Source organism: Streptomyces sp. NBC_00057, assembly GCF_045041165.1.
Taxonomy (GTDB): domain Bacteria; phylum Actinomycetota; class Actinomycetes; order Streptomycetales; family Streptomycetaceae; genus Streptomyces.
Genome location: NZ_CP108256.1, coordinates 998,217 through 1,020,335, shown reverse-complemented (window position 1 = coordinate 1,020,335; position 22,119 = coordinate 998,217). Strand labels below are relative to the sequence as shown.

Here is a 22,119-nt window from a genome sequence, read left to right as displayed (position 1 = left end):
GCAGGAAGTCACCCTACGGGCGGAGCCACCGGCCATCCACCCGTGGCTGTCGTCGCTGACGGACTTGTCGATCCAGTTGCCGCCGGAGTTCCGCATGCAGGTCTCCAGCGACGCATGCGAGGTGAGCGTCCCGCGCCGGGCCACCCCGGGCGGGCCCAGGCCCGGCTGTGGTAGCTGCTGTACTGGCTGTCCTTGCCCTGCCAGAAAGGGGAGTTCGTGCGCAGGGCCAGCAGCACCGGCAGCCACACTCGGATCCGCTCCAGCACCGCAACGCCCTCGTTGTCGACAACATGACATGGGCATGGCGGCCACATGTGAGCTGTTCCTGCGTCGTGAGCCCGAACTGCTCCTCCAGCCACTGATACCGCTCGCCCCTCCCGACCGTCGGACTGACCGGGAGCGGGGATGTCGCCAGAGCGGCGACGGCGGCCCCCGATTCCGCGGCGTGGCCGACGCCCTCGGCCCGCCAACGCCGGTTCTCCGACCCGATTTCGCTCATCCCGGTCCGCGGCTGAGTGGCGAACTCGAGCTGCTGGCGGCACAGCTCCGCCGAAGCCACTGCTGCCGAAGGTGGAGCGTCGGGCTCGGCATCCGGGGCGCAAGCGGCATCCGGACCGTTTGGTGTTCCAGGGCATCCTGTTCGTGCTGCACACCGGGATCGCCTGGGAACACCTGCCGCAGGAACTCGGCTTCGGGTCGGGCATGACCTGCCGGCGCCGCCTGGCGGAGTGGACCGGGGCCGGGGTGTGGCCCCGGCTGCACGAGGCCCTCCTCGCCAGGCTTCGCGGTGCGAACGCTCTGGACTTCTCCCGCGCGGCGGTCGACGGCTCCCACATCCGGGCGTTAAAGGGGGCTCCAAGACCGGACGAAGCCCCGTTGGCCGGGGCAGGACGGGCAGCGAGCATCACCTGATCACCGACGTCACCGACATCCCGCTCGCGGCCACCTCGACTGGCGGCAACCGCAACGACGTCACCCAACTGGTCCCCCTGCTCGAAGCGGTGCCGCCGGTGCGGGGCAAACGGGGGCCGGCCCTGGCGCCGCCCGGACGTGGTGCTGGGAGACCGCGGCTACGACCACGACAAGTACCGCCGTCTGGTTCGGGACCTCGGCGTGAAGCCGCTGATCGCCCGCCGGGGCACCGAACACGGCTCCGGCCTGGGCGCCCAACGCTGGGTCGTGGAGCGCGCGTTCGCCCACCTACGCTGGTTCCGCCCTGCGGATCCGCTGGGAGATCCGGGACGACATTCACGAAGCCTTCCTCACCCTTGCACGCGTTCCCCGCACTCCACCGGAAACAGGGTGGCGCCGGGCGGCAGTTCGCCCGGATGCCGTCCGATCACCCGCAAGGCCGCCTCGCGAGAGCCCTCCACGGGCGGGTATTCGAGGACAACGTCGTCCAGCACAGTGATTCCACCGGCGAGGTGCAGTTCCGCCGCGTGCACGCCCGCCGGGAAACGGCCTGCCAGAGTCCCGAAGGCTGCCGTGTCATTGCCGTCGGCGGCGCACTCTTGGATCTCGAAGCGCCAGTGATCGGCGGCATCGGCAAGTAGCGCCTTGCCCCTCTTGCCCAGCCCGGCGAGGAAAACGGTGCGGGCTCGCAGGTGATGGGCGATGGCGCAGCAGATCGGGACCGCTGTCCCGCAGGGCGTCGTCACTCGCGTGTACCCGACGTGAGGATAGGACGACAGGGCCTCATCGACCAGCCCCAACGCGGTGTCCCTCGCCGCCGGGTGACCCTGCTGGGCGATGTCCAGGAGCAGGGGTGCCGCAACCACAGCCGCTGGGAACACAGCTCCACTGTGACCATGGACGATTCCGCCGCCGTCGAGCAGCGAGCCGGCCTCGGCTGCCTGTATCAGGCTCGCTGCATCTGCCAGGGCGCGCAGACCGCGTGCGGCACGAGCCGGTTCGTACCAGCCGGGACGGCCCGGTATGACGCCCCAGTTGACTGTCTCAATCGCGTCTGACACGACAGCATCCTCGCACGAGGCCGCAGCCCACCGTCATTCGAGCGGTGCCTCCGCGGCCGGAGGCGATGCTCCTCGCACGACCCGTATCACCCCGCGAAGGCGTCAGGCGCATACTGGGTGAAGATGAGAGATCGGAGGTCGTCGTGATCATCCTCGGTGTCATTCTGCTGGTCATCGGCCTGGTGGCAGGCATCTCGATTCTTTGGACGATCGGTGTCGTGCTCGTCGTGATCGGCATCGTTCTCTGGATCCTGGGTGCCGTCGGGCATTCGGTGGGAGGTCGACGGCATTACTGGTAGGACTGCCGTTCCGCCGTCGGCGCCCTCCTCGGTCACGCCCGCTGCCAAGGCGGGCCGGGCCCTCGCCGCGCCGATGTGCTGATCCGCCCCTTCTCACTGCTCCGGGGTGTCACAGGCGAGGGTGGGCCCCGGAGATATGGATCTCGGGCAGTGGGACGACGTGCATTTGATCCGGGCCTTGACGGATGAACGAGCGCGGATGGGGACGGGGCATCAACCCGGGCAGCCGGGCCCAGCATCTGTTCATGCCCCGTCGTTCTGGGGCACGATGATCTGGCGACACCGTCAGAATCTGGTCCATCGCAACGGGGGACGAAGATGCAGTGGCCCGAGGGCGCCGTTGTCGACCCGGAACGGGCGCGCGAGCGGGCCCACGACGACACTGCGAACCCGCGGCAGCTCGCGCGGGATCGTCGCCGGCAGCGTCGGCACGCAGTACAGCACCGTGACGCGATGTGTCTCCAGGAAGTCGGCGAACTCGTACCGGCCCGCGGCGGACGTATCGGCAGGCGGCCGCGTCGTGGGAAGGCAGGCGAGTTCACTCGCCCAGGCGTCGGTCCGGATCACCCGGCACGCTCCCGGCTCCTCCGTCTCCGCATGCCCGGTGCGCGGCATCAGAACGCCCGTGGTCAGCAGGACTGCGGCGCCTGCGTCGCCCAGGATGTACGCGATGCGTTCGGGTGGGGACGCGGGGTCGAGCGGCACGAACGTCGCCCCGGCCTTGCACACGCCCAGGAGCCGAGACGTACATGCCCACAGACCGCGGTAGCAGGACAGCCACGCGAGTACCCGTGCCGACGCCCACACGGCGCAGGTAGTGGGCCACCTGGTTGGCGCGTGCGTCGAGATCGGCGTACGTCAGACGCTGCTCATCGCATTCCCGGGCGACGGCCCACGGTGTGCGGTCACAGGCGCCTTGAAAGAAGTGGTGCAGCCGACGGGCCGTGTTTGTCGCGCTTCGGTCGGCGAAGTCTCCAGCCGGAACGACAGGCGGGTCCACGGTGTGGGAGGCCATAAGGAAACCTCCTCCTCAGCTCGGGGCGAAGGACGCCCGGTGGTCCGGGAGGACTGTTCCAGCCTGTATGGCGCCCGCTGAGAGGAGGCTGAGACAGAACATCACCTGATCGGTCTGTGCGACTGCCGTGAGAGCGGCTCCCAACCGATTCGCCCTCCTGTGACCGTGGCCTCGGCATACTCCCCATAGGCGGCCATTTACGGCCCCACTGATGGCCAGGGATTTCCCCACGGACGGCCAGATATCTCCCCGCTCGCCCCAGACGTACCCGGTCGGCGAAGCTCGAGCGGGTGAAGAACAGCAGGGAGATCATGGACATCCTTGAGGCGTACGACCTCACGGGCAGTTACCGCGCGGCGGCCGAGCTCGCCCGGTGCGACCACCACACGGTGGCCCGATATGTGAAGATGCGGGCCGCTGGACAGCACCCCGACGTCCGTCGGCACCGCGACCGTGCGATCGACGTGTTCCTGCCGAAGATTGAAGAGCTGGTGGTCCGCTCGAACGGGCGGATCCGTGCGGATGTGGTCCACAAGAGGATCACCGCGATGGGCTTCACGGGCGGGGAACGCACCACCCGCCGCACCGTCGCCGAGGCAAAAGCCCAGTTCAGGGCCGGTCAGCGTCGGGTTTACCGGCCCTGGATCACCGAGCCGGGGCTATGGCTGCAATGGGACTGGGGCGAGGGCCCGCAGATCGGCGGACGACGCACTTCTTTGTGGTGCGCGTGGGTGGCCTGGTCGCGTTTCCGCGTGGTGATCCCGGTTTGGGACAAGACGCTGCCGACGATCACCGCGTGTCTGGACGCGACGCTGCGGCGGATCGGCGGGGTCCCGGCCTACGCGTTGACCGACAACGAGAAGACGGTCACCACCGACCACATCGCCGGGATCGCGGTCCGCAACCCCGAGATCGTTGAGGTCGCCCGCCACTACGGCATGACGATACGTACCTGTCTGCCGGCGGACCCCGAAACCAAGGGCGGGAGCGAGGCGACCGTCCGCATCGCCAAGGCCGACCTGGTCCCCAAAGACGTCAACCTCCTTGAGGAATACCGCAACTTCGCCGCCCTTGAGTCGGCCTGCCGCACCTTCTGCGAGGAGGTCAACAACCGGGTCCACCGCGAGACCCAACGACGGCCCGTCGAGATGCTCGCCGAGGAACGCCAGCGGCTGCATCCGCTGCCCAAGCAGCCCTTCACCGTCGCGTTCGGCACCACCCGCAGGGTCTGCTGGGACTCCACGATCTCGGTCGAGGCCGTGCGCTATTCGGTCCCGCACCAGCTGATCGACACCCGGGTCTGGGCCCGATTCCACGGCGACGAACTGATCGTCACCGCCGTCGGCCCTGCCGACGGTCATGCCCGCGAGGTGGCCCGCCACCCGCGCGGATCGGCTGGCACCCCGGTCCTTGACGACGCGCACTACCCGCCGCGCGAGAACAAGGAAGGCGATCGCGTCCCGAAGGCGACCAGCGCGGAGGAGGCCGCGTTCTTGATGCTCGGCCCCGGCGCCGCCTCCTGGCTGGTCGAGGCCGCCACCGCCGGAACACGCAAGGTCAAGACGAAGATGGCCGAGGCCGTCGCCTTCTCCAAGCTCTACTCCACTGCCGAGGTCGACCGGGCCCTTGGCACCGCCGCGGTCACCGGCCGGTTCGCCGAGAAAGACCTCATCTCCATCCTCGACTACCAGGTCGGCCTGGAAAACGTCGAGGTCACCCGCGCCAGCGAAACCCACAGCCTGCAGCCCGGCACCTCCGCCTGGTCCCGCTTCGGCACCATCCCGCTCGAACACGACGACGAAGACGAAGGCGACACTCTCTGATGGCCACCCCACTGCGCACCGTTTCCGGCTCCAGCGGCGACCAGCTCGCCGAGGCCATCGAACTGACCAAGCGGCTCAAACTCCCGCACATCCGCAAGGCGTTGACCGATGTGATCCCCACCGCGAAGGCCCAGAGGTGGGACCCCGCAGAAGTCGTACGCGTCCTCCTCTCCGAAGAGGCCGCCGGCCGCGACCGAGCGAACCTGCACACTCGACGCAAGCGGGCCGGGTTCCCCGCCGGGAAGACGTTCGGCGACTGGGACGAGCAGGCATCCTCCATACCTCGCGCGACCCAGGACTCCATCAAGACCCTCGAATGGGTCCAACGCAGGGAAAATCTCTGCGTAGTCGGCCCATCGGGGACCGGGAAAAGCCACTGGTGCGAGGCCCTCGGGCAGGCCGCCGTCGAGGCCGGGATGGCCGTCGCCTGGTTCTCCATCGAAGACCTCGGCGCCCTCGTCCGCCGTCACCGGGCCGACGATTCCATCGCCAAGGCCCTGACCCGGGTGATCCGATCCGACCTGATCATCGTCGACGACATCGGCCTGCTGCCCGTCAGCCCCGACGCCGCCGAGGGCTTCTACCGCCTGGTCGACGCCGCCTACGAACGACGCGCGCTCGCCGTCAGCAGCAACCTCCACCCCTCCGGATTCGACGAGATCATGCCGAAGACGCTGGCCACCGCGACCGTCGACCGGCTCATGCACCACGCTCACATCGTGGTCACCCAGGGTGACAGTTTCCGGCTCACCCAGGCCACCTCCGGACAGGGAGTCAAGCCCTTCAGCTGATCACAGCACTCACCACGGCGGGGAATTATCTGGCCGCCGTTGGGGAGATCTCGCAGGCCGCCAGCGGGGAGCACTCCTGGCCGCCTACGGGGAGAACTTCGAGGCCATTGACACTCCTGCCCGCTGCCTCGAAATGGAAGCCTGCCAGGGCCTGAGACCGCCCGGCCGGCACCAGTGGACCAGGCATGCTGGAGAGACTGAACGGCATCTTGTCCGCCCGCGGCGACGAGGACGGTGCCGCGACCCGCAGCAGCCCCGCAACCCGGCTCCCTTGCGGAGCCCGGTTGAACGGCAGCGTGTCCCCGGGCTCCTCCTGCCGTGTCGGAGACCGAACGCCGCAGAGCATTCCCGCCCTGGCTGCGTACCTGCAATCACCACCGCGGACACACCGCGCTCGCGGGCAAACCACCGCAAGCCGCGGCCCCGACCTCGCAGGTCACCGGTCCTGTCCCGAGGGGTGACGCCCAGTGCCGACCCGCCTCGCGGGCGAACACCGATACTGCCGGTGGCGGCGCGATAGGCCTCTGGCGCGCGCTGCATGAAAGGTGCTCTGATCAGTGCATGGCAAATGCGAGCTGTGTGACGCGGCACCACGTGCAGCTTCTACGGTGCAGTGGGCGGCGTGCTCGACAAGTCGATGCTGGGGTTCTGAGCCGTTTGAATCGTTCCCCCGGTCCGTTGACGCGGTGGACACCATCCTCGGGCTGCTCACAGCACACGACCCGCAGCGATAGTGCGGGGGCACGCCCAGGTGCGTTTTCGACATGTCGGTGCGGATCGCGGTCAGTGCGGCGTCCGGCACCGGCGCGAGAGGGCTGGCGGCGTGGGCATCGGGGACCGTGCACGCTCGTACATACGCGGCCACCGCGACCGCCACGCGAGTCCTCCAGCTGCGAGGGGTGTCGTCCCGGACCTGCATCAGAGCGAGCCTTTCGCGTGACGGACGGCGGCTTCTGCCAGTCCTGTGATCAAGGGGTGGGGCCGGGTGCCGTCGCCGAACAGTTCGGGCTGGAAGAGGGTGGCCAGAAAGAACGGGTGTGCCGGCAGTTCGGCGATTCGGACCTCGCCCGCATCGTCGACGCCAGTGAAGTGCAGCCCGCGCGACCGCAGCAGGTCCAGGTGGCGGGGGTTGGGTCCGTAGCTGCAGTAGTAGCGCTCCACCGTGCGTTCGGCACCCAGGAGCCGGGCGGCCCATGAGCCGTCGGTGAGCCTGATCGCACCCTCGTGGCCGACCGGCGAGCAGGCCAGCGGGACCACCACCGCGTCTTCGACGGGCGCAGCAGATGCGTGATCCATGAATATCAGTTTCGTCGCCGTCGTCGAAGCCCGCTCCTTCTCCGCCGCCGCCCAGTCCCTGGGCTACACCCAGTCCGCCGTGTCGCAGCACATCGCGGCCCTCGAGAACGATCTCGGCACCCGGCTGGTGGAACGCCGGCCGGTCGGGCCGACGGCAGCGGGCGAGCGGCTCATGGAACACGCCCGACCGCTCCTGAACCCCTCGCTGTCCTGTTCCCGGCCGATCACCCACTGGCGCGACGGCGCTCCCTGCGTCTCTCCGACCTTGCCGACGCCCACTGGATCGACGCAGCCGACACCGCCGTTCCCCTCACGCAACTGCGTGCCGCAGCCAACACCGACGGGTTCCGCCCCCACATCACGTACAACGGAACCGATGTACGCGGCCTCGGATCGCTCGTCGCCGCCGGGCACGGGCTGACCGCCCTGCCCCTTTCCCTCGCCCTCGTGCTACCGGACACGGCCGCTGTCCGTGTCACCGCACCCCGCCTCGTCCACCGCACCGAAGTACTCCACCCGAAGGCCCCGGCGATCACTGCCCAAGCACTCATTGCCCGGCTCACCGGCTGACGCGGACCGTCGAAGCCTTGAGATCACGCCAGTAACATCGTGCTCCTGCCTCGCTGGGTCGGGGTCCCGCGTCGGTTCACATGGTGCGGTCGACGAAGAACGGGAGAATCGCGAGGATTTCACCGAGCGCAGCCGGGGCCAGCGGAACGCCGTCCAGGCTGCGGCGGGCGCTCTCCAGGTGCTGGTGGGCTTCGGCCAGTGTCGCGGAGCGCCCACCGGCTTCTTCGACGAGGTCGGCCGCCCGCCGGGCGGTGGTGCGGTCGAGCGGGTTGCCGGTGCCGAGAAGCGTGGCGAGGCGCCGGGCAGCGGGGTGGTCCGTGGCCAGGGCCGCGAGGACGGGGTACGTCTTCTTCAGCCGACGCAGATCACTGTGGACGGGCTTGCCCGTGACCTGCGGATCTCCCCAGATCCCCAGGAGATCGTCCACGGCCTGGAATGCCACCCCGAGGTGCCGACCGGCCCTGGTGAGGGCGTCGACGGTCGTGGCGGGGGCTCCAGCCAGCACCCCACCCAGGCCTGCCGCACAGCCGAGCAGCGTGCCGGTCTTGTGCTCGGCCATCCACCGGTACTCGTGCGGCTGCACCGATTCGGGTCCGGTCCAGGGCCGGGACTCGAAGAGCAGGTCCTCGGCCTGACCACGCACCAGGTCGGTCAGTGTTCCGGCGAGATGCCGAACCGCCGCCGCACTGTGCACGCCCGGAGCGTCGGCCAGAGTCTGTACAGCCAGCGCGAAGAGCGCGTCCCCCGCGAGGATCGCGGGGCCGGTCCCGTACACCTTCCAGACGGTGGCGCGCTGTCTGCGGGTCTCGTCGCCGTCCATGATGTCGTCGTGCAGGAGGGAGAAGACATGGATCAGCTCGACGGCCACCGCGCCGACGACAGCGTCCTCCGCAGGCGCACCGGCGGCCTCGGCGCTCAGCAGCGCGAGGGCCTGGCGTACCCCTTTGCCCTGTGAACCCGTGACGGGGCTGCCGTCCGCCGGGCTCCACCCGAGGGAGAAGGCGGCCATCTCCGCGTGCCACGGGTGCAGACGCTGCACGGCCTGTGCAAGCGCCGGGCGTACGAGGTCGCGGCAGCGGGCGAGAATCTGCGGTGCCGTGGCCCGGTGGGTTACGGGTGGTGGTGTCATCGTCGTCCGCTTTCCTCGTCCGTCTCGTCACCGACCGGTGTCACACCGAGTTCGGCGTACGCCTTGTCCACCATGTCCCGGGCGTTGAGCAGGCCGATCCGGCTCAGGGTGCGGCGCAACTCGCCCAGATCGGCGGCGGTCTCGTCCCGGTCGCGGCCGAGCCGGGCGAGCGACTTGACGAGACCGAGCCGGGCCAGCGCTTCCCCGCGGGGTTCGGACATGGCGCGGAACTCGGCGAGCGCTTCCTCGTAGACCTCGCGCGCCTCCTCGTAACGGCGTGCGCGGAAGAGCACGTTGGCGCGCATCTTGTGGTTGTACGCGAGCGCACTGGACAACTTCATCTCACGGCAGGTGAGTTCGGCCTCCGTGAGTAGGTCCAGGGCACGCTCCGGATCGTCGTCCCGCAGGGAGATGATGTCGGCCATGCCGCGCAGGGCCCACGCGCGGCCACGCCGGTCGTCCGCATTCCCGGCCAACTGTGCCGCTTCCTCGAACATGGCCAGGGCGCTGTCGAGCGATCCGGTGTTGCGGTGGATCTGCGCGATGCCCTCCAGCGCCCACACGGTGTGGCGTGCCTCGCCACGGGCGCGTGCCTCGGCGAGCAGCTGTTCGTGCAGGACAGCGACGGTCTGGTAGTCGCCCTGTATTCGCCCGGTCTCCGCAAGGCCGGCGAGGGAGTAGCCACGGGCGACGATGTCCCCGCCGCGTTTCCCCATCTCGGCCGCGAGCCCCAACAGCCTGAAAGCGAGCCTGAGTTCACCGCGCTGCCGGGCGAGTGTCCCACCGCTCCACAGCGCCCAGGCCATAGCCCCCAGGTCACCGGCCGAGCGGGCGGCCCGGTAACTGGCCTTCCACGCCTGATCGGCTTCCTTTACGTTGCCGAGCCTGCGATGCGCCTCGGCGACCGCGAGCCCGCATCGCGCCACTTCCTGTTGCGAGCCACTGTGCTCGGCCTCCTTCAAGTGACGTATTCCTTCTGCCAGTACATCCGTGAGTGAGGAGTTCACCGACATCTTGGTGAGGGCGCCTTGGTACTCGGGCGCCAGTGCCTTGCTGTGCATGGGAGCCTTTCGCGCCCGGGTCGACAGCAGGGCAACTATGCATGTGATGTATACATCAAGTGCATAGTTGTCCGGTGATCGGACCCGGGCACTCGTGAGGGGTCGGACGTGGCTTGTCGCTTGCGGCGAACCGCCTTGCTGTGGATCAAGACGGCAGTGGTGTGTCCGAGGTTGCTCTGCGATCGACAGAAGTCGACATTGCCCGTACCGGAGGCGGAGGTGGGGCAGCCCCGGCTGCGGAGCGCGGTGCGGCCGGGGCTGCTGGAATGGGGTTCCGGGACGTCGCCCGCGTCGTGACAAGTTGTTGCCCTGCGCACCGTTGCTGATCGGCCGACTCCGTGCTTCACCTCTTGAGCGGCTTGCCCCATGAGGCAGGGGTGGCAGCGGTGAGTTCGGTCCGCGGCACCGGGCGCCGCTCGTCATGCCGGACGGCGGTGGGCGGAAGGCTGAACGGGAACTCGAGTCCCGCCGGGGCCCCCGGCCGCTCGGGACTCCATGTGAAGCGTCCCCGGCGCCTTCTGGCTAAGCTCGACGAGGGGCCGAGTACCGGATCGACGGAGGCTCGCATGATGACCACACTCGAACCGCGCGATGTGCCCCCTCGCCTTGCCACTGGAGCGTTCTTCCTGAACTCGGGCCTGGGTAAGCTGAAAGCGGACGAAGAGATGGCCCAGGGCGTGCACGGCATGGCCTGTATTGCCTACCCGTTCCTCAAAAAGATTGAGGCCAGGCGATTCACCCGGCTGCTCGGGCTGTCGGAGATGACCGTCGGCGGAACCTTGCTCTGCCCCTTCGTGCCGACCCGACTGGCCGGACTGGTGCTGACAGGGTTCTCCAGCGGTCTGCTAGGTCTGTACCTGCGGGTTCCCGGGATGCGGGAGCCCGGCAGCCTGCGGCCCACCCAGAACGGCACCCCGCTGGCCAAGGACTTCTGGATGCTGGGGATCGGACTCGGCTTCCTGAGCGCGGATGCCCACTGGGCAGGCGCCGGCGCATCCCGGTGTCCCTGGCGCCGGCCCCGAGGCTGACGGGTCAGCCGGGGTCCGGGTGGGCGGCTACGGATGAGCGAGAGCACGGTGAAGGCCCACGTCAGTCGCATCCTGCCTACTCTGGAGGTGGGAAACCGCGTCCGAGCGGCGTCGGCCGCCCGGAATGCCGGGCGGCGGATGACCCTCTGTTGCGTTCGACGTAGCAGTGGGTAACTGCCTGGAGTGTGCTGCCCCCGGCAAAGCCCGGTTCCGTGGTGGGGCCCACTCCGCCCGCAGATCCAAGGAGTGATCATGAGCGAATCAGAAGAATATCGCGGTCGCGTGAGGCAGATGCGCGCCAAGGCGAAGGATCTCAACGACGAGGCCGAGCGCACCACCGACCCCAAGGAACGCCAACGCCTGAAGGAAAAGGCCCGCAGGATCGAAGCGGAGAGCGATCAGGTCAGCGGCATGGCGAGCGGGGACATCTACCCCATGGAGTAGTCGCCCCCGGATGGCGGCCGAATGCCGCGGCCGCTCCACCCCGACGTCGTGGGCGCACAGCCGTCGCGCAGCCCCTGACGCTACTGCTCAGGGGCTGCGCACGTCGACTCCATGGCAGGCCGGGGGAATCCTGGCGGGGCCCGGACGTTGAACAAGGGTGTGAGTTCTGTGATCGCATCCACCCGGTTTTCCGTGCTCGACCGCTCCCGTACCCGTGAGGGGTACGACGGCCCCGAGGCGCTGCGCGACACCGTGCGCCTCGCCCGGCGTGGTCCATGGCGTACTCCCGGACCCATGGTGTTTTCCCGCCGCTCGCCCCCGCCGAGCGGGTCGAGGCACTGACCATGACGGAGAAGGAGCGCGGCTTCTACGAGAATGGATTGCGCGGCCACCTCCAGGGCACGGAGGACCAAGTGATCAAAGGGCTCGAAGCGGCCATCGAGGAGACCCGCGCGGACGAGGTGCTGGTCACCACCAGTACCTACGACCGTGCGGCTCTGATGGACTCCTTGCGCCGGCTGGCCCGTATCGCGGAGCTGACCGCCTGACGGCCCGACTACCGGCAGACGTGTGCCCGGCACCCTGTCGTGACTGTCCGGCCGCTGACAGAGCGTTCACCCGTATCGGCGCCTCAAACGGCAATCCTTCGGCGGTTCCTGCCACCACGCGTGGCACGCTGGGCTCTTGTATGTCCCCGACCATCCCAGGAGACGTGCCACGTGCCACGTGCCGCAGAACGAGCCGACGGAGTCGCTCGCCGCCCCTGCGGCGCTGGTCGAGGAGCGCCGGCTCCGCAAGGATCTCGGATTCTGGGGCCTGACCGCGATCGGGTTCTCCAACATCCTGGGATCCGGGTGGTTGTTCGCGGCCATGTACGCCGCCCAGACCGCCGGGCCCGCCGCCCTGCTGTCCTGGATCGCGGCCGGTGCGCTCTGCGGCTTGGTCGCTCTGGTCATGGTGGAGCTCGGGGCCACCCGTCCGGAGGGCGGAGGCACCGTGCGTTGGCCGCTGTACGCGAGCGGGCGGCTGGTCGGTACGGTGATCGGCTGGTCGGTCCTGCTCTCGGTCGGCGGTACGGCGGCGGAGATCAGCGCCATCATGCAGTACGCCGCGCACTATCTACCGGGCTTGTACGACGGCGGCAGCCTCAGCGCCACGGGCCTCGGTGTGGCTGTCGCGCTGAGCGTCGTGCTGACCGCGCTCAACTGGTTCGCCGTGCGGATGTTCGCCCGGCTGAACAACCTGGTGTCGGTGTTCAAGGTTGTCGTCCCCGTCGTCACGGTCATCGCACTGTTCCTCTCGGGCACGCACTCCGGGCGCCTCACCGACCACGGCGGCTTCGCACCGTACGGCTACGCGGCATGCCTCACTGCTCTCGCCGGTGGCGGCATCGTCTACTCCGTCAACGGGTTCCAGGCCCCGCTCGACTTCTCGGGAGAGGCACGCAATCCACGCCGTAACGTGCCGGCCGCTGTGCTCACCAGTATCGGCCTTGCCGTGCTGGTCTACCTGGGGCTCCAACTGGCGTTCCTTTTCACGGTGCCCGAGTCCCTGCTGGGCAACGGCTGGCAGGGAGTCGACCTCGAGTCGCCGTTCGGGCAGCTCGCCCTGGTGCTCAACCTGCACTGGCTGGCCACCCTGCTCTACGCCGACGCGGTGATCTCTCCCGGCGGTTCGGCCTACGTGGGGGTGGCGATCGATGCCCGGCACACGTACGCGCTCGCCAAGAACGGCCTGCTGCCCCGCTTCTTCATGCGGATCGATGCCCGGTCCGGCATGGCGCACCGGGCGCTGGTGCTCAACCTCGCCGTCATCATCGTCTTCATGCTGCCGTTCGGCGGCTGGCAGGACATCGTGAGCGTGATGGGCGACATGTATCTGCTCATCTACGCGGCCTCGGCGGTCGCCGTCGCGGCGTTCCGGGCACACGAGCGGGAGGGGGGAGCGCCACGGACGGAGGGCGAGGTGCCGGGGGTGCGCTGGATCGCGCCGGTCAGTTTCATCGTGGCCGGCGAGTTCGTCTTCTGGTCGGGGTGGCACGATCTGCGGCTCGCACTGCCGCTCGTCCTGCTCGGCGTCCCGCTGTTCCTGCTGCAGCAGCGTGGTACCGAGGGGCCTTCGCCGCGCGTCGAGTTGCTCCACGGCGCCTGGCTCGTCTTTCATCTGGCCGCGCTGACGCTGCTGTCATGGCTCGGCACCTTCGGCGGCTCCGGCCACCTGCCGGCACCGTACGACTCCGTGGCGGTCGCGGCCGTGTCGCTGGGCGTCTTCGTGTGGGCGGTGCACTCGGGCGCCGATCACCTCAGTCGTCAGTCCCAGCCCATGTCGATGCGCTGAGCGAAGTTCTCGTACCGGGCGCGTTCGAACGCTCGCGCCATGGGTTCGTTGCTCAGATCCGTGTCCGCGGTGATGCGTTCGGCGCCCTGGGCGGCCGGCAGGCCGGTTCCTTCCGTGAGCAGTCGTCGACGTAGCCGTGGCCACGATGGCCTTCCGCGACTCCGATGTAGGCGATGACGAAGCCGTTCGGACTCCGAGCCGGTACCACCAGCCCGACCGGTTCGCCGTCCTCTCGCACGCCGATCCGCCACCATTCGCGTGGACTGGAGTAGCTGAGCAGTTCGTCGTGGTACTGGAAACGGGCGTATTCCTCGATGGAGGAACGGGCGATATCGGCCCGGCTGTAGGCATCGAGCGTGCCCGGCAGGATGCGGGCCAGGAGGCCGATGGCTTCCTCATCGCTTTTGACGGTACGGAAGTTCAGCCGGCCGCGAGGCGTGGGCAGCGGCGTGTTACCGTCCGCGCGGGTCACGGGCAGTACGAGTGAGGCCATGCCATGTCCTGCGGGGCCGTCCGGCCGCAGTGTCCAACGGTCCAGGAACTCCGCGGCCAGTCCCGGCAGCGCGGTGATCCAGGCACGGCCGGACGCGCCGCTGTTCCGGCCGTACGACGCGGCGAACGCGTCGGGGACGTCGATGGGGTTCGACGTGGTCATGTTGGCTCTTCTCCTCCGTCGGAATCGGGTTCGTCCAGGTACGAAGGAGGTCACGGGGGTGCCCGGATTCCGGGCAGGCGTCAAAGCATGTCTCCACCCTACGCGGGACGCTGAATTGCCCTGTACGTCAGGGGCGGTGACCGGCGGCCGAGTCGTGTGCGGCGCGTGTCGATGGCGGGGGAGGAGCGCGAGAGCGGAGAGGGTGATGGCATGAAAAGTGCTGACCTTTTGACGGACGCGTTCACGCGCGTCCAGGAGACGGTGCACTCGGTGGTCGAGGGCCTTTCACACACCGACCTCCACGCTCGCCTCGACGACGGAGCGAACACGATCGCGTGGCTCGTGTGGCACCTCACTCGGATCCAGGACGACCACATCTCGGATGCGGCCGGTATCGAGCAGGTCTGGTTCACCCAGGACTGGGCCTCCCGCTTCGATCTGCCGTTCACGAAGAACACCACCGGGTACGGACACAGTGCCGCAGACGTCGCGGCTGTGCAGGTGGGCTCGCCCGAACTGCTGCTCGGCTACTACGACGACGTCCATGAACAGACTCTGGGATTCATCAGTGGGCTCGACGGCAGGGCGCTGAGCCGCATCGTCGACGAGGCATGGTCGCCGCCGGTCACCCTCGGGGTCCGTCTGATCAGCGTCATCTCGGACGACCTGCAGCACGCCGGCCAGGCGGCCTTCGTACGGGGCGCGCTCGAGCGGCGGTAGAACTCGCCGCGTGCGGAGGCCTGTTGTGTCGTCGGACGGTGTCGGCGCACTCCGATTCCTGTTCCATCCCCTGGTCCTCCGGAGCCGAGGTCGCGGACCGCGCGGCCTCGGCGCCGGAGGACCGGTGTCTCAGACCTTGAGTCCGACGCCGCTCACCGCATGACCCTGCAGGGTGTCCGCCGGGCTCTGGTCGGGATCGGGGCGCCAGGCCGACGTCCGCACGACGCCCGGCTCCACCACGTCCAGACCGTGGAAGAAGTCGGCGATCCGTTCAGGGCTGCGCAGATGATACGAGCTTGCCGAGTTCGCGTTGTAGGAGGCGACGGCCTGGTTCAGTGAGTCACTCGTGTTCGTGCCGTCACTGAGGGCCAGATAGCTTCCTGAGGGGAGCGCGGCCACCAGCCGGTCTACCAGCGCCCACGGGTCGTCCTCATCGGGGAGCTGCCCCATGATCCCCAGCATGGTCAGCCCGACCGGGCGGCTGAAGTCCAGCGTTTTGGCGGCCTCGGCGAGAATCGTGTCGGCGTCCCTGACGTCGGCGTCGATGTATGCGCACGCGCCCTCGGGAGTGCTGGTGAGCAGGGCGCGGGCATGGGTCAGGACGAGCGGGTCGTTGTCGACGTACACAATCCGGGAATCCGGGGCCACCCGCTGGGCCACCTCGTGCGTGTTGTCGGCCGTCGGCAGGCCCGTGCCTATGTCGAGGAATTGACGGATGCCCGCCTCTGCGGTCAGGAACCGCACAGCGCGGGCGAGGAAGGCCCGCTGGAGGCGGGCGATGGCGGCGAAGTCCGGGAACGCCGTGAGGATCATGTCGCCCATTTGGTGGTCGACGGAGTAGTTGTCCTTGCCGCCCAGGAGGTAGTTCCACACGCGTGCCGAATGCGGCCGGTCCGTCTGAAGCCTGTCGGCCGGCGACTGCGAAGATGTACTCATGGTCAGATCCTCACATATGCCACCCGCACCTGCCTGAGGTATTGATCACTGGCGACGACCCGGACGGGGATGCACCTCCTGCCGGAGGCGCATCCGAGGGAGCGAAGTCACGGACCGTCGGTCAACAGGTACCCGCCGTGGTGCATTTGGCGGTCCCGGGCCCGCCGCTCTGCCTGTGCCCGCTGTGTTCCGCGCCGCCACCGCAAGGCACCGCGGCTGCCCTTGCGGTCGACGGAACGGACGGTCCATGGAGGCTGCACCGTGCGCGCGAGGCGGGACACACCGGTCGGCTGTGCGGGCTGGACCCCGATGGCGCCGCACTGGACCGGGCGAGCGGACGGGGCGGCATCGAGTGGGTCCTGGGCAGAGCCGAAGAAGCCGTTTGGGAAGGAGAGTTCGGGCTCGCTGTCATGGCGAGCAACGTGTTCCAGGTTTTCGTCACCGACGATGAACTACGTGCGTCGCTCGCAGCGATTCGGCACGCCCTGTCCGACGGAGGACGATTTGTGTTCGGCACCCGCAACCCGCAGGCGCGGGCGTGGGAGCAATGGAACCCGGCGAACCACGTCGACGTCACCGACCACATGGACCGGGCGCTGCGCGTGAGCCACTTCGTGGAATCCGTCGTCGGCGATGTGGTCACGTTCACCGGGACGACGGCAACCCGTGCCGGTGAGCCGCTGCGCATCGACCGGACGAGCCTGCGATTCCTCGATGCCGGGAGGATCTGCGCATTCCTCGGAGACTCGGCTTCGAGGACGAGGCGTGCTACGGGGACTGGTCGCGTGGGCCGCTGACCGCTGGGAGCGACAACATCGTCGTCGTCGCACGCGCCGTAAAACCAGGTGAAGGCCCGGCAGGCACGGTGGTGGGATGGTGCAATGCAACGTGATGCGCCGGAAATCGCCGACCGAGGGCAGTACCCCGATGCGGTGACGCCCTGGGAACAAGAGGCCTGGCGGGAGGAAGCCCTCGGATGGGTGGAGCGCGGGCTCGCCGCTCACGGGCTGCGTGAGACCGGGCAACGAAAGGTGAGGCTCCGGCCGTGGTCCGTGCTGGTACGGCTGCCCGTCGAGGGACGCGAAGCCGTCTGGTTCAAGGCCAACCCGCCCGCGAGCGCCTTCGAGGCGGGGCTGACCGAGGCATTGGCCCGCTGGGTACCCGAGTACGTGTTGAAGCCGCTCGCCGTCGACGCAGGCCGCGGCTGGTCGCTGCTCCCTGACGGCGGCGCGCTCTTCAGGAACGTACTCGACTCGACTCGTGGCACCGCCGACCCGCGTGCCTGGGAAGAGCCGCTGCGTCAATACGCCGGAATGCAACGCGCACTTGTGCCGTACGCCGAGGAGATCGAACTGCTCGGTGTCCCCAACGCGCGCACGACTGCGCTCCCCGAGATCTTCGACCGGGTCGTCGACGGCAACACCGCATTGGAACCCACTGACCTCAAGGCGTTGCGCGAGCTGCGGCCACGCCTCGCGGAGTGGTGCGAGGAACTTGCAGGTGCGGGCATCGCGGATACGCTCGACCACTCGGATCTGCACGACGGTCAGCTCTTCGCGTCCACGCCCGGCCGCTTCACCTTCTTCGACTGGGGCGACGCGGCCGTTACCCATCCCTTCTGCAGCTTTCTGGTCCCCGCACGTGCGGCCCGCGAGCGGTTCGGGCCCGAGGTGCTGCCCCGGCTGCGGGACGCCTACCTGGAACCGTGGGAGGGGGACGGCCGTACGAAGGCGGAACTGCGGCGTGCGGTGAGTCTGGCGTGGCGACTCGGGGCGATCGGACGGGCCTGCTCCTGGGGGCGTCTCTTCCCCGGTGCGTCCGACAGCGTGGGGGCGGAAGGCGACGCGGAGGGTGCTCACTGGCTGCTGGAACTCTTCACCGAGCCACCGCTGTAGAGGCAACCGCGTCGGCCGGGAGTGCGGGATCGGTGTGCGCGAGATGCGCGCCTGGATACTCGGCGGAAGCTGGATCGGCTGCGGAGAGATCGACACGGACGAAGGCCGATGCGTGGTGGTCGTCGTCGCGGCCCGACCCACCCCGGTGAGCGATGATCTGCCGCAGGACGCTTCGTGGTTGGACAGGATCATCGCGACAACCGGGCACCGGGGAAAGCGCGAATACGCCATCGACTGGGCGGCAGCGGAGGCCCGGCTGGGCAGTCGCCTGCCCACCGACTACAAACGCATGGCGGAGAGATTCGGCTACGGGTCCTTCGACGGCTTCGTCGATCTCGCCGTTCCCGGATGGCCGTCCGAGGCAAGTGACCCCGTCGGGGACGCGCTGCAGATAGCGCAGTGGGCGAGAACGTACGGCCGCTCGCTCCGGAAGCCCCACCAGCCGTTCCCGGCGCCGGGCGGACTGCTGCGCCGGGCGTTCACCGAGCAGGCGGATGATTTCTTCTGGCTGACCGAGGACCCGGACCCCGATAGATGGCCCGTTGTCGCCTGTGGGGAACTGGCGGAGTGGAGCCGTTTCGACGGCTCCACCACCTAGTACGTCCACCGCCTGCTCACCGACCCGACAGTCCCGCATTCGGCAGCCCGCTACTTCGACACCCACTGGTTCCAGAGCTATGCCGACTGTGCAACTCAGCGGCCGGGCGCATGAGCCGAGGCCGGTACGGGGCGGCGCTCACGCGTCGATGAGGACATTCCCCGCGATGGCCGGAGGCATCGGGTAGATCCGCTCGGGCGGAAGCAGCCGCTGGGCCTGTGCGGTCCGGCCGCTCTGCTTGAGTGCCGCGATCTTGCGGGCCTGTGGAGTGATGTCGGCCAGGTCGACGACCCAGTCCTCTGTGAAGGTGCGGATCAGTCCGCGTCCGACCCCGACCTGGATGCTGTAGTGATTGAGCGCGGCTCCCCGCAGCGAGCGTTCGGGATCCCACTGGACGTGTACGGGGGCCCGGGCGACGGTCGCCGGGTCGGCCGTCGTCAGCGCGGCCCGGGAGAGGGCCTCCTCCCATCCGGCACGGGTGATCCGTACTGCGAGGACGCGTTCCTGTCCCGACTTCTGTGCCCAGTTGCTGCGGTGCATGAGCCACAGGAACGACGGCTTGATCCAGGTCATACGGTTGAACGAGAACGGTGGCACGAACCGTTTCGCCCGCAGGGACGGATCAGCGACTGCCGGTGAGTACGCCTGGTAGACCACGATCGTCCGGGCATCGTAGTGGGCTCGTATCTGGTGCTGGGGGGCCATGCGCCACAGGCTGCCAGGGACCCGATTCCGGCGCGATCGTTTTTCTCCCCGCCCGACCGGACTGCTCACGCCCTCGCACCGGGAGGACTACTCGCGCAGGCTGATCGAATGGGTCACGACGCACACCGACCGCTGAACCCGCTGAACACCCTGGAACCGCTGAACGAAGCGGAATTGGAGCCGAACATGACCGACACCACCGACCTGTCCGCCCGCTGGACCGCCCGCCTCACCGAACTGGCCGCCCGTCACTCCGTCCCCGGCGCCAATCTCGGCATCCTGCACCGCGGCGAACTGATCGCCGAGGCCGCCGCAGGCCTGGCCAACACCGACGCCGGGATCGAGACGACCACCGACACCCTGTTCCAGATCGGCTCGATCTCCAAGGTGTGGACCACCACGGTGGCCATGGCCCTGGTCGACGAGGGCCTGCTCGAACTGGACGCGCCCATCGTCTCCGTACTCCCCGAACTGCGGCTCGCGAACGAGGAGCTGACCCAGGGCGTGACGCTCCGACACCTCCTGGACCACACCAGCGGCATCGACGGCGACCTCTTCACCGACACCGGCCGGGGCGACGACTGCCTGGAGAAGTTCGCCGCGCTACTGGGCGACGGCACTCCCAACCACCCGCTCGGCGCCACCATGTCGTACTGCAACGCGGGCTTCACACTGCTCGGCAGGGTGCTGGAAGTCGTCACCGGCGTCCAGTGGGACGAACTGATGCGCGAGCGCCTGTTCCGTCCGCTCGGCCTGACACACACCGTGACCCTGCCGGAGGAGGCGCTGCGCTTCCGCGCCGCCATCGGGCATCTGGGGGATCCGCCGGTGCAGGCCCCGCTGTGGGGGCTGATGCGTTCGGCCGGACCGGCCGGACTGATCTGCTCGACGCCGCGCGAGGTACTGCAGTTCGCCCGGCTGCACCTCGACAACGGCGTCACCGAGGAAGGCACCAAGATCCTCTCGGCCGAGGGCGTCACCGCCATGCAGACCCCGCAGGTCGAGCTCCCCGACCCGTACATCCTGGGCAACGCCTGGGGGCTGGGCTGGTTCCTCGACACCTGGGACGGACAGCGGGTGTACGGACACGACGGCGGCACGATCGGGCAGAGCGCGTTCCTGCGGGTGCTGCCCGAGGCCGACCTGGCGATCTGCCTGCTCACCAATGGCGGCGACACCATGAGCCTCTACCGGGACGTGTTCGCGGAGATCGTCCAGGAGCTGGCCGGCGTGACGATGCGCACCGCCATCCAGCCGGCGACGGAGCCGGTGGCGGTGGACCCCGCCGACTACGTCGGCGTGTACCAGCGGCTCTCCAGCCGGGTCGAGATCGTGGAGCGGGACGGCGGCCTGGTGATGCTCGACCGGATCACCGGACCGCTGGCCGAACTGACCCCCGACACGGAGACGGAGTACGAGCTGCACCCGGTCGAGCCAGGGCTCTTCGTGGTGCAGCGGCCGGGAATGAAGTCCTGGTTCCCGGTCGTGTTCTACACACTCGCCGACGGCACGCCCTACATCCACCACGGTGCCCGCGCCACCCCCAAGGCGGTCTGACGTGACCGCAATCGCCACCGCCCTGGAGGCGGGGCTGCCGGGCCTGCCGGGCCTGCCGGCCGACATCGAGGAGCTGGTCCGCACCGAGTCGCCCCAGTGAGGACCTGGCCGCCGTCGCCGACTGCGCCCGGGGCGTCGCCGGGCTCGGCACCCGGCTGACCGGCGCGGCGCCCGAGTGGCTCGACGGCTCGGGACGGCCCGCTCTGCGCTGGCGCTTCGGTTCCGGCGACCGGGTGTTGCTGCTTGGCCACTTCGACACGGTGTGGCCCGTGGGCTCGTTGGCCGGCCACCCCTTCGAGGTGGCCGGGGGACGGCTGACAGGACCCGGCTGCTTCGACATGAAGGCCGGCGTGGTGCAGCTGTTCCACGCGCTGTCGGTGCTCGACGACCTGGACGGGGTGTCGGTCCTGCTCACGGGCGACGAGGAGATCGGCTCCCCGACCTCGCGCACCCTGATCGAGGCCGAGGCCCGCCGAGCCGGGGCCGTACTCGTCCTGGAGGCGAGCGAGGGCGGCGCAGTGAAAACCGCACGCAAGGGTGTGTCGGGCTACGAACTGAACATCACCGGACGCGCGGCGCACGCCGGACTCGAACCCCAGCGCGGGGTCAACACGACCACCGAACTGGCCCACCAGGTGCTCGCGTTGTCCGCACTCGCCGATCCGGCGACCGGCACCACGGTGACGCCGACCGTGGCCTCCTCCGGCACCACCCGCAATACGGTGCCCGATGCGGCCCGGCTGCTGGTCGACGTACGGGTCGAGACGGCCGCCGAACAGGACCGGGTGGACCGTGCCATGCAGGGTCTCGCGCCGGTGCTCACGGGCGCCGGAGGCCCGGACCGGCCGCCGCTGCAGGCGAGCGCGTCGGCGGAGCTGTTCGAACTCGCCCGAAGCCGCTACGCGGAGCTGGGCTTCGGCCCACTGCACGGCGTCGCGGTGACCGGTGAGCCGTCGGCGCCCGACCGGGTGGCCGCGGGCCATCGCATTGCCGAGCCACTCGCCCTGCACCTGGCCGCGATCCATCCCCGTACGGCCGCGGCCTCACTCGGGGGCGTCACCTACGCGGTGCTGCCCACGAGTTCGGACGAGCACGCGCTACGGGTGGCCGAGGCGTTCCTCGGCCGTATAGGCAACCGTGTCCCCGCCGTCATCGGCATCGGCCGGCTTGCCGCCCGCCCGGCCGAGCTGCGCCGCTCCCGCGCCGACGCGGACCGGGCGCTGCGCGTTCTCGGCTCCGGCCGCTCGCAGCGACGGGCCGCAAGGCTGTCGGACGTCTAAGCCGCCT

The 22,119-nt window shown here is 69.1% G+C and carries 19 protein-coding genes and 8 pseudogenes; 17 read left to right on the top strand and 10 right to left on the bottom strand.

The window, feature by feature from the left end; translation table 11 throughout:
* Positions 1–128: 128 nt before the first annotated feature.
* Positions 129–562, bottom strand: a pseudogene (locus tag OG953_RS05080) (glutamate-cysteine ligase family protein); the annotation flags it as partial.
* On the opposite strand from OG953_RS05080, the pseudogene OG953_RS05075 reads away from it, so the two are divergent.
* Positions 559–1,270, top strand: a pseudogene (locus tag OG953_RS05075) (IS5 family transposase); the annotation flags it as partial. The pseudogenes OG953_RS05080 and OG953_RS05075 sit on opposite strands and share 4 nt — an antisense overlap.
* On the opposite strand, the gene OG953_RS05070 reads toward OG953_RS05075, so the two are convergent.
* Entirely contained in the window at positions 1,263–1,973 is a 711-nt protein-coding gene (locus OG953_RS05070) for a hypothetical protein (protein ID WP_405682731.1), read from the bottom strand. The pseudogene OG953_RS05075 and the gene OG953_RS05070 overlap by 8 nt on opposite strands.
* Positions 1,974–2,116: 143 nt before the next feature.
* On the opposite strand from OG953_RS05070, the gene OG953_RS05065 reads away from it, so the two are divergent.
* On the top strand, positions 2,117–2,272 hold the full coding sequence (locus OG953_RS05065) for a DUF6131 family protein (RefSeq protein WP_405682730.1): 156 nt from the start codon (positions 2,117–2,119) through the stop codon (positions 2,270–2,272).
* 285 nt (positions 2,273–2,557) lie between these two features.
* Here OG953_RS05065 and OG953_RS05060 read toward each other — a convergent pair whose 3' ends face one another.
* Both OG953_RS05060 and OG953_RS05055 read right to left on the bottom strand, forming a co-directional pair.
* On the bottom strand, positions 2,558–3,001 hold the full coding sequence (locus tag OG953_RS05060; RefSeq protein WP_405691641.1) for an AMP-binding protein: 444 nt from the start codon (positions 2,999–3,001) through the stop codon (positions 2,558–2,560).
* 22 nt (positions 3,002–3,023) lie between these two features.
* Positions 3,024–3,287: pseudogene (locus tag OG953_RS05055) on the bottom strand (AMP-binding protein); the annotation flags it as partial.
* A 290-nt stretch (positions 3,288–3,577) separates the two neighbouring features.
* Here OG953_RS05055 and istA point away from each other — a divergent pair.
* From istA to OG953_RS05040, 3 genes and pseudogenes are all read left to right on the top strand, one after another.
* Entirely contained in the window at positions 3,578–5,110 is a 1,533-nt protein-coding gene (istA, locus tag OG953_RS05050) for an IS21 family transposase (RefSeq protein WP_405682118.1), read from the top strand.
* Complete coding sequence (gene istB / locus OG953_RS05045; protein WP_266795039.1) at positions 5,110–5,901, top strand: IS21-like element helper ATPase IstB; 792 nt, start codon at positions 5,110–5,112, stop codon at positions 5,899–5,901. Before istA ends, istB begins: the two co-directional genes overlap by 1 nt.
* A gap of 321 nt (positions 5,902–6,222) precedes the next feature.
* Positions 6,223–6,327, top strand: a pseudogene (locus tag OG953_RS05040) (IS481 family transposase); the annotation flags it as partial.
* Between the two features lie 492 nt (positions 6,328–6,819).
* Here OG953_RS05040 and OG953_RS05035 read toward each other — a convergent pair.
* A pseudogene (locus tag OG953_RS05035) lies at positions 6,820–7,191 on the bottom strand (hypothetical protein); the annotation flags it as partial.
* Between the two features lie 4 nt (positions 7,192–7,195).
* Between OG953_RS05035 and OG953_RS05030 the strand changes: the two are divergent.
* Positions 7,196–7,767 (top strand): annotated as a pseudogene (locus OG953_RS05030) (LysR family transcriptional regulator).
* Between the two features lie 76 nt (positions 7,768–7,843).
* Here OG953_RS05030 and OG953_RS05025 read toward each other — a convergent pair.
* Both OG953_RS05025 and OG953_RS05020 read right to left on the bottom strand, forming a co-directional pair.
* Positions 7,844–8,896: a polyprenyl synthetase family protein gene (locus OG953_RS05025; protein ID WP_405682729.1), complete on the bottom strand. Its 1,053-nt coding sequence runs from the start codon at positions 8,894–8,896 to the stop codon at positions 7,844–7,846.
* Complete coding sequence (locus tag OG953_RS05020) at positions 8,893–9,957, bottom strand: tetratricopeptide repeat protein (RefSeq protein WP_405682728.1); 1,065 nt, start codon at positions 9,955–9,957, stop codon at positions 8,893–8,895. The genes OG953_RS05025 and OG953_RS05020 overlap by 4 nt, the downstream gene beginning before the upstream one ends.
* A 566-nt stretch (positions 9,958–10,523) precedes the next feature.
* On the opposite strand from OG953_RS05020, the gene OG953_RS05015 reads away from it, so the two are divergent.
* The 5 genes and pseudogenes from OG953_RS05015 to OG953_RS04995 all read left to right on the top strand — a co-directional run bounded on the left by OG953_RS05015 (position 10,524) and on the right by OG953_RS04995 (position 13,766).
* Entirely contained in the window at positions 10,524–10,985 is a 462-nt protein-coding gene (locus OG953_RS05015; protein WP_405682727.1) for a hypothetical protein, read from the top strand.
* A gap of 24 nt (positions 10,986–11,009) precedes the next feature.
* Positions 11,010–11,159, top strand: a pseudogene (locus OG953_RS05010) (LuxR C-terminal-related transcriptional regulator); the annotation flags it as partial.
* Between the two features lie 78 nt (positions 11,160–11,237).
* Positions 11,238–11,429 (top strand): DUF6381 family protein, encoded by a 192-nt coding sequence (locus OG953_RS05005; RefSeq protein WP_405682726.1) that lies wholly within the window; start codon positions 11,238–11,240, stop codon positions 11,427–11,429.
* Between the two features lie 266 nt (positions 11,430–11,695).
* A pseudogene (locus tag OG953_RS05000) lies at positions 11,696–11,977 on the top strand (LLM class flavin-dependent oxidoreductase); the annotation flags it as partial.
* Between the two features lie 178 nt (positions 11,978–12,155).
* Complete coding sequence (locus OG953_RS04995; protein WP_405682725.1) at positions 12,156–13,766, top strand: APC family permease; 1,611 nt, start codon at positions 12,156–12,158, stop codon at positions 13,764–13,766.
* A gap of 52 nt (positions 13,767–13,818) precedes the next feature.
* On the opposite strand, the gene OG953_RS04990 is transcribed toward OG953_RS04995, so the two are convergent.
* A complete protein-coding gene (locus tag OG953_RS04990; RefSeq protein ID WP_405682724.1) occupies positions 13,819–14,421 on the bottom strand; it encodes a hypothetical protein in 603 nt (200 codons plus the stop codon).
* A 210-nt stretch (positions 14,422–14,631) separates the two neighbouring features.
* Between OG953_RS04990 and OG953_RS04985 the strand changes: the two genes are divergently transcribed.
* On the top strand, positions 14,632–15,141 hold the full coding sequence (locus tag OG953_RS04985; protein ID WP_405682723.1) for a DUF664 domain-containing protein: 510 nt from the start codon (positions 14,632–14,634) through the stop codon (positions 15,139–15,141).
* Positions 15,142–15,270: 129 nt separating this feature from the next.
* On the opposite strand, the gene OG953_RS04980 is transcribed toward OG953_RS04985, so the two are convergent.
* Entirely contained in the window at positions 15,271–16,077 is an 807-nt protein-coding gene (locus OG953_RS04980; RefSeq protein WP_405682722.1) for an SAM-dependent methyltransferase, read from the bottom strand.
* A gap of 137 nt (positions 16,078–16,214) precedes the next feature.
* On the opposite strand from OG953_RS04980, the gene OG953_RS04975 reads away from it, so the two are divergent.
* The 3 genes from OG953_RS04975 (at position 16,215) to OG953_RS04965 (ending at position 18,570) form a co-directional block, all read left to right on the top strand.
* On the top strand, positions 16,215–16,874 hold the full coding sequence (locus OG953_RS04975) for an SAM-dependent methyltransferase (RefSeq protein ID WP_405682721.1): 660 nt from the start codon (positions 16,215–16,217) through the stop codon (positions 16,872–16,874).
* Between the two features lie 84 nt (positions 16,875–16,958).
* Positions 16,959–17,972: a phosphotransferase gene (locus OG953_RS04970; RefSeq protein ID WP_405682720.1), complete on the top strand. Its 1,014-nt coding sequence runs from the start codon at positions 16,959–16,961 to the stop codon at positions 17,970–17,972.
* 43 nt (positions 17,973–18,015) lie between these two features.
* Positions 18,016–18,570 carry a hypothetical protein gene (locus tag OG953_RS04965; RefSeq protein WP_405682719.1) on the top strand — a complete coding sequence of 185 codons (555 nt, stop codon included), beginning with the start codon at positions 18,016–18,018 and terminating at the stop codon, positions 18,568–18,570.
* A gap of 138 nt (positions 18,571–18,708) precedes the next feature.
* Here OG953_RS04965 and OG953_RS04960 read toward each other — a convergent pair whose 3' ends face one another.
* A complete protein-coding gene (locus tag OG953_RS04960) occupies positions 18,709–19,275 on the bottom strand; it encodes a DUF4291 domain-containing protein (RefSeq protein WP_405682718.1) in 567 nt (188 codons plus the stop codon).
* Between the two features lie 108 nt (positions 19,276–19,383).
* Between OG953_RS04960 and OG953_RS04955 the strand changes: the two genes are divergently transcribed.
* Together OG953_RS04955 and OG953_RS04950 are read left to right on the top strand one after the other, a co-directional pair.
* Positions 19,384–20,832 (top strand): serine hydrolase domain-containing protein, encoded by a 1,449-nt coding sequence (locus OG953_RS04955; protein WP_405682716.1) that lies wholly within the window; start codon positions 19,384–19,386, stop codon positions 20,830–20,832.
* Between the two features lie 269 nt (positions 20,833–21,101).
* A complete protein-coding gene (locus tag OG953_RS04950) occupies positions 21,102–22,112 on the top strand; it encodes a M20/M25/M40 family metallo-hydrolase (RefSeq protein WP_405682715.1) in 1,011 nt (336 codons plus the stop codon).
* The last annotated feature ends 7 nt before the right edge of the window (positions 22,113–22,119 follow it).

Excerpts from the sequence above, each read along its gene's own strand:
- OG953_RS04980 (WP_405682722.1), bottom strand. The coding sequence starts at position 16,077 with ATGAGTACATCTTCGCAGTCGCCGGCCGACAGGCTTCAGACGGACCGG.
- OG953_RS04955 (WP_405682716.1), top strand. The coding sequence starts at position 19,384 with ATGGGTCACGACGCACACCGACCGCTGAACCCGCTGAACACCCTGGAA.
- OG953_RS04965 (WP_405682719.1), top strand. The coding sequence starts at position 18,016 with ATGCGCGCCTGGATACTCGGCGGAAGCTGGATCGGCTGCGGAGAGATC.
- OG953_RS04990 (WP_405682724.1), bottom strand. The coding sequence starts at position 14,421 with ATGACCACGTCGAACCCCATCGACGTCCCCGACGCGTTCGCCGCGTCG.
- OG953_RS05025 (WP_405682729.1), bottom strand. The coding sequence starts at position 8,896 with ATGACACCACCACCCGTAACCCACCGGGCCACGGCACCGCAGATTCTC.
- OG953_RS04970 (WP_405682720.1), top strand. The coding sequence starts at position 16,959 with ATGCAACGTGATGCGCCGGAAATCGCCGACCGAGGGCAGTACCCCGAT.
- OG953_RS05015 (WP_405682727.1), top strand. The coding sequence starts at position 10,524 with ATGATGACCACACTCGAACCGCGCGATGTGCCCCCTCGCCTTGCCACT.
- OG953_RS05005 (WP_405682726.1), top strand. The coding sequence starts at position 11,238 with ATGAGCGAATCAGAAGAATATCGCGGTCGCGTGAGGCAGATGCGCGCC.
- OG953_RS04960 (WP_405682718.1), bottom strand. The coding sequence starts at position 19,275 with ATGGCCCCCCAGCACCAGATACGAGCCCACTACGATGCCCGGACGATC.
- istB (WP_266795039.1), top strand. The coding sequence starts at position 5,110 with ATGGCCACCCCACTGCGCACCGTTTCCGGCTCCAGCGGCGACCAGCTC.
- OG953_RS05020 (WP_405682728.1), bottom strand. The coding sequence starts at position 9,957 with ATGCACAGCAAGGCACTGGCGCCCGAGTACCAAGGCGCCCTCACCAAG.
- OG953_RS04985 (WP_405682723.1), top strand. The coding sequence starts at position 14,632 with ATGAAAAGTGCTGACCTTTTGACGGACGCGTTCACGCGCGTCCAGGAG.